Source organism: Pelatocladus sp., assembly GCF_059505505.1.
In genome coordinates, this window is the sequence record NZ_JCACKS010000128.1 from 1 (window position 1) to 6596 (window position 6596).

Genomic DNA, 6596 nt, shown 5'->3' on the forward strand with positions numbered 1-6596 from the left:
CCGAAATGATTTTTGGGTTCGCCGAAATGATTTTTGGGTTCGCCGAAATGATTTCCTTATATCTCAATACGGTTGGTGTTAAGGATTCTTAGTACAGAAAATTGGTGTGTAGAGACGCGATATATCACGTCTCTACAAAAAGACGCGAAATTTCGCGTCTCTACATTCGGATTAACAACTATTTTGCTAAGTCTTCTACTTCTTTGGGTACACCAGCAGTTAAAACTTCATTTCCCATAGGAGTCACCAATACATCATCTTCAATGCGAATACCAATACCAACCCAACGTTGATCTATTTCTGGTTGATCTTCTGCTGGTTTAGTATCTGGTACTATATAGAGTCCTGGTTCTACTGTCACCACTTGTCCTGGTTGCAAAATTTGTGGATTGTCGCCGTGCTGGTAAACTCCTACATCATGCACATCTAAGCCTAACCAATGACCTGTGCGATGCATGTAAAATGGCTTATACTTTTCTTCTTCTATTAATTTGTCAATTTCGCCTTTGAGGATACCGATTTCGACTAAACCTTCTGTGAGAACACGGACGGCGGTATCATGAAATAGATTATAAGGGTTGCCTGGTTGCACTTGAGCGATCGCTTGTTTTTGGGCTGCTAAAACAATCTCATACAAGGTTTTTTGTTCTGGAGTAAATTTATCTCCTACGGGAAATGTCCGGGTAACATCTGAGTTGTAGTATTGATAGGCACATCCAGCATCAATTAGCAATAACTCGTTATCCTGCATCTGTCGATTATTCTCTACATAATGCAGTACACAAGCATTGACACCAGAAGCAACTATCGAAGGATAAGCAGGCCCCAAAGCTCCCCGCTTGCGGAAGATATGTTCTATTTCTGCTTGCACTTCATACTCAAAAAGTCCTGGTGCAGTAAATTGCATGGCGTGGTTGTGTGCTTCCACTGCAATGTCAGCAGCTTTACGCATGAACTCCAATTCTGCTTTGCTTTTAATCAAACGCATACTATGGAGGATGGGACTAGTATCTTCAATCGCAATCGGCCCTGTACCCCGCTTAGGATAAGTCCGCATTAAACGTTGCCAATTACTCAGGAGTTTATCATTAAAAGTGCGATCGCGTCCTAAACGGTAATAAATGCGATCAGATTTTTCGAGATACTGCGGTAATTTTTCATCTAGTTCCGCAATTGGATAAGCTTCATCCGCGCCATAAATTTCCTTCGCTGCTTCTACCCCACAGCGATAACCATTCCAAACTTCCTGTTCCCGATCCTTGGGTTGCACAAACAACACAAACTGATGTTCTGGGTGATGTGGCGCTAGAATTGCTACTGCTTGCGGTTCGTTAAACCCAGTCAGATAAAAGAAATCGCTATCTTGACGAAAGTTATACTCGACATCGTTGTGCATCACCGCCATTGGCGCACTACAAAAGATTGCAGTACCATTACCAATCTTGGACATTAATGCTTCCCGACGCTGTTTATATTCTGTCTGCATGATTCGGCTATAAAGAACTTAATTTCATTTTGTCTAAAATTTACACTGATGAACAACCACTATACGGGTGCATAGCTCCCTTTTTGCCAATTTGGCAACATGTTCAGTCAGTTATCAGTTATCAGTTATCAAATTAAATTATTCGTTGTTAACTGATAACTGTTCACTGTTCACTGATTTAAAAGCATTCATGGAAAAATCAATAAATTACTTGCATCTGCCAAAAGTTTTTCAGAATAACAATCGTTTAGATGTTCTGTTGGCTGTGCGTGGTTTTGCCTGTTTAATGGTAGTAATTATCCATTGCGCTCCACCCAGAAATGCACTGATTTATCAAAACTATGATTTAAGTTGGCTTATCTTTAGTCATGGTGCAGTCGCAGTTTGGATTTTCTTTTGTTTGTCTGGCTATTTGATGGGAAAAGCCTTTTACACTGAGCGTTATAGCAGCGATGTCACAGGAGTAATTAACTTTTGGCGTAATCGTGTTTTGCGAATTTTGCCTCTTTATTATTTTGCTGTTTTGATTTTATCTATATTTGTTTATCCTGATGTTCTCAAATTCGAGAATTGGGGATACCTGCTGCGAGTTTGCACTTTCACATATCATCCTTATGTGGCATCTCAGCCAATAGCATTCAATGATGTTTTTTGGTCACTTTCTACAGAAATGCAATTTTATATATTTGTTCCTTTTATCTATAATTTGAGCAAGCCTCTAATCTTCAAACAAAAGCATGTAATTACAGCAGCAATATTAATTACATTAATAGAATTTTTGATTAAACTCTTATCTTGGGTGAGTTTCTCTCATCAAATAAATCACCAAATGGGATATGCATTTAAATATTGGTACACTCCCATATTTAATAATCTTGATATCTTTTTATCTGGATTTTTGGTCAATACATGGATTAAATATTGCAAACCAAAATCTTCTACAACAGATAACAAAATTCATCAAAAAATATTTATTAATAAAAAATCTATAGCTATTATCTTGATGATTTTACTTTATCTATTTACGGCTCATCACTTATATCATCAAGAATTATGGGGATTACCGAATCGTCCTGGTGGCTGGAGAACAATCACTACTATCTTTATTTTTCAGCCATTAACCGCAATTATTACATCTTTTTTCATTTTTGCTTTTGAATCAGATAATTATCATATCTACACCAAAAATGAAAAGTTATCATTTGCTGCTATTTTAAAAAATCCTCTCAGGATATTAGAAGTATTTGGAAGTTTATCTTATGGTGTTTACATTTGGCATATGCCAATTTTACTCAGAATTTATTCAATATTCTCTTCAGATATTCCCATTGAAGCTTTTTACAATAGATTATTAGCAACACTGAGTTTGTCAGTTCTACTAACTACTGTTACATATTACTTAGTAGAATTACCCGCGACGAAATTTAAAATTGAGAAAACAGATCCCCGACTTCTTTAAGAAGTCGGAAATTTTTTGTTTACTATAAGTGTATAAAAATAATATATACTCAGAGATTTTTAGTACATGTTTATTATTTAACTTTTAAACTCCATAGAAAAACAGTTGATATTTTCTATAAGTTTGTTTAGTTAACAATTTGTTTGTAACTAGCATTAAAATATTGCAAAACTGATTATCTTGTACTTGTTTTTTTTCAGAAAATAGCTAGAAAAAGCTTTTATTTTAAGCAAAGCATGACACTTGTGAAGAAAATATTAAGAAGCAATATATGTTATTAACTAACACTTGAATCTCAAATAAAAAAACAGTTAAAAGGTTTATGAACACTTGTCTCAAACACACGCCATGTCCGATCAGATTTCTACTTCTAGTAGCGCTCCAATCTCAACAGACAAATACACAAGCAAAAATCAATTAGAGACAGAAACTTACTCAGGCTACAGGAGTTCTTCAGATGCAAACTCTCAGCTTGAGCTTCCAAATCTGCAAAATCCTAACCCTGTATTCACGAGTGCGGCAATTGTAGCTGATTTCAACGGTGATGGTAAAAACGACAAGTTCTGGCGTAACTCTCAAACTGGTGAAAATGCCATTTGGTTGATGGATGGTACAAATGTCGCCTCTGCGGATTTTGTCAAGACAATGGGTACAGAGTGGGATGTTAAAATCGCCGATTTCAACGGTGATGACAAGACAGATTTACTCTGGTACAACAAGGCCACAGGTGAAAACCAGGTTTGGCTGATGGATGGACAAGCTGTTGTCTCTGAAGGCTCCTTAGCAACACTAAGTCCAGAGTGGACACCAGTGATTGCAGATTTCAATGGCGATCGCAAAACTGATATTCTCTGGCGCAACACAACAACTGGCGAGAACGCAGCTTGGTTAATGGATGGTACCCAAGTAACCACTCCATCTTTTCTCCAGACTGTCGATTCCAACTGGACAGCCAACATTGTTGATATCAACAGTGACGGTAAGACAGATATCTTCTGGCGTAACATAACCACAGGTGAAAATGCTGTCTGGACAATGGATGGTACAAACGCCACTGGTACATCTTTACCCACACTAGGCACAGAATGGGAAGCTACCCTGGGTGATTTTGATCTCAATTACCAAACCGATATTCTCTGGCACAATACAGCCACAGGTGAAAACAAAGTTTGGTTAATGAATGGTACAACAGTTGCTAGTGACACTGCTCTACCTACGCTCCAAGGTTCTAAACCATTAATTGGTGATTTTGACGGTAATGGTAAAACCGATATCTTATGGTACAACCAGGAAACTGGCAAAAACGAGATATGGATCATGGATGGTAGCAATGTTCTGACAACAGTTGCTGCGGATGCACCTAGTGGTGCTTGGGTTCCTAGTATCAGCGATACCAATGGCGATGGTACAACCGACATCTTCTGGCGGAATTACGAAACAGGTGAAAACGCCGTTGTGATTGTAACTGGTACTGACTCTACTCCTACCGCTCTGCCTACACTTGGCAAAGAATGGTATACAGCCTAGATTCAGTTATCAGTTATCAGTTAACTGTTAATAATTTAATTTGATAACTGATAACTGTAGAGACGCGAAATTTCGCGTCTCTACATGCCAAAATTATGACGAAAAATCCTATCCTTTGCAGTATTGGTGTTTTATATCTTGCATCAATTTTTTTGAACTCCCAAGAAATTTATTTCTTGGCTAATAGCTTAACACTCAATTATTTAGTCATCTTAATATGACTTGTGCTATTAGCCTGGAACTTTAGTTCCAGGCGTACTAGTGGAAACATTCTATATCCCCGACTTCTTTAAGAATTCGGGGATATATAATCTCAATGTCTATATGGTCTATCATGATTCATTCAATATTATTGTTTGTGGATTATTTAATTTTTAATTATCAAATCTGTTAATCACAAACAACATTATTAAAAGTGTCAGATGTTCTTGAATGACATAAATTACATAAAGAATAGATGAAAATTCTATGAACTATTGTACATTCTTGATTCTCAATTTTTAATTGAGAATTCTAAATTACAAATTAGACTCTGCCGACCTGTACTAGTAATAAACAAACAGTATGTCTAACTCTAATTCGCCCTTGAATTTGTCTATAGAAACTAGCGTCTCAAAATATGCTTCCACAAATATTTTTGATGACAATACTGTTCCCAATACTAATTTTAGTCTGGGACGTTCCTCAAGTTCAAATGATGAAAAACAATCTTTAGTAGCAGCAAAAAACCCTAATCCTAATTCTAGATTCAGTAATGCAGCTATTGTTGCAGATTTCAATGGAGATGGCAAAGCTGACAAATTTTGGCGTAACTCTCAAACAGGTGAAACTGCTATTTGGCTGATGGATGGTAGCAACCCTCAAGCATCTAATGTAACTACAGTAGATGCTTCCTGGGACTTTACTTATGCCGATTTTAATCGCGATGGCAAAACTGATATCTTTTGGCGCAATAAAAATAGCGGTGAAAATGTGATTTGGCTAATGGATGGCACAAATATTGCCTCTCAAGCTACTTTACAAACAATAAACCCAGCTTGGACTTACAACATTGCAGATTTCAATGGTGATGGTAAGAGTGATATTTTGTGGCGTAATACTCAAACTGGAGAAAATGCTACCTGGTTAATGGATGGTACAAATGTCACAACTGCCGCTTTTTTACCTACCACTGACATAACTTGGACTTCTAGTGTGGTTGATTTTAACGGTGATGGCAAAAACGATATTTTTTGGCGCAACAACATCACTGGTGAAAATAAAGTCTGGTTCATGAATGGCACAGATGCATCAGAATATAATCTCAGCACATTGGAAGGTAACTGGGAAGCTAACGTTGGTGACTTCAATAACGATGGTAGCAGTGACATCCTCTGGCGTAACTATGAAACAGGCGAAAATAAAGTTTGGCTGATGAATGGTATCTTTATTAGTGAAGGTAATTTGTCGAAACAAGACTCTGCTTGGAAACCTTCTATTGGTGACTTCAACGGCGATGGTAAGACAGATGTCTTCTGGCACAATCAGACAACTGGCGAAAACACCGCTTGGTTAATGGATGGAACATCAGTAGGTACTGCGGCTTTCTTACCTGCGACTGGTGCGTCTTGGCAACCAAGCATCGGCGACTATGATGGTGATGGCAAGACAGATGTCTTCTGGCGTAATGGTGAAACTGGTGAAGTTGCAGTTTGGTTTATGAATGGCACAACTGCTAATGGTACGTTTCTACCACAAGTTGGTACTGAGTGGAGCGCTTTTTAACAGTTAAGTAGTTACACCATTTCTTTATGAAGACGCATATAGAGTTCTCGGTTGTGTCCAATACGTACCCCACCCCTTAATCCCCTCCCCGCAAGCGGGGCTACGGTGTACACACAAATCTAGGTTGAGCGCATCTGTACCGCCTCGGAATAAATTCCGAGTACAGATGCGCAAGTCCTCTTCAGAGGACTCAAAAAAAAGTTTGTTCCAGTCCACTTGAGTGGACTTTCGCTATGAGCCTGGAACTTTAGTTCTGGGCGGGATACAGTTTCAACATGAAAAATTTTGACTTGTGTGTACACCGTAGGCAAGCGGGGAGGGGAGGTTTTGCGTCAGCAAAGCCGGGGTGGGGTTCCGACT

The 6596-nt window shown here is 38.3% G+C and carries 4 protein-coding genes; 3 read left to right on the plus strand and 1 reads right to left on the minus strand.

The window, feature by feature from the left end; genetic code table 11:
- Positions 1 to 178: 178 nt before the first annotated feature.
- A complete protein-coding gene (locus AC5JMK_RS11360) occupies positions 179 to 1486 on the minus strand; it encodes an aminopeptidase P N-terminal domain-containing protein (RefSeq protein WP_495910111.1) in 1308 nt (435 codons plus the stop codon).
- A 190-nt stretch (positions 1487 to 1676) separates the two neighbouring features.
- Between AC5JMK_RS11360 and AC5JMK_RS11365 the strand changes: the two genes are divergently transcribed.
- The 3 genes from AC5JMK_RS11365 to AC5JMK_RS11375 all read left to right on the plus strand — a co-directional run bounded on the left by AC5JMK_RS11365 (position 1677) and on the right by AC5JMK_RS11375 (position 6236).
- Positions 1677 to 2945: an acyltransferase family protein gene (locus AC5JMK_RS11365; RefSeq protein ID WP_096677956.1), complete on the plus strand. Its 1269-nt coding sequence runs from the start codon at positions 1677 to 1679 to the stop codon at positions 2943 to 2945.
- Positions 2946 to 3293: 348 nt separating this feature from the next.
- Positions 3294 to 4472, plus strand: coding sequence for an FG-GAP repeat domain-containing protein (locus tag AC5JMK_RS11370; protein WP_096677957.1), 1179 nt, complete (start codon positions 3294 to 3296; stop codon positions 4470 to 4472).
- A 564-nt stretch (positions 4473 to 5036) separates the two neighbouring features.
- Positions 5037 to 6236 carry an FG-GAP repeat domain-containing protein gene (locus AC5JMK_RS11375; RefSeq protein WP_495910112.1) on the plus strand — a complete coding sequence of 400 codons (1200 nt, stop codon included), beginning with the start codon at positions 5037 to 5039 and terminating at the stop codon, positions 6234 to 6236.
- Positions 6237 to 6596 lie beyond the last annotated feature (360 nt).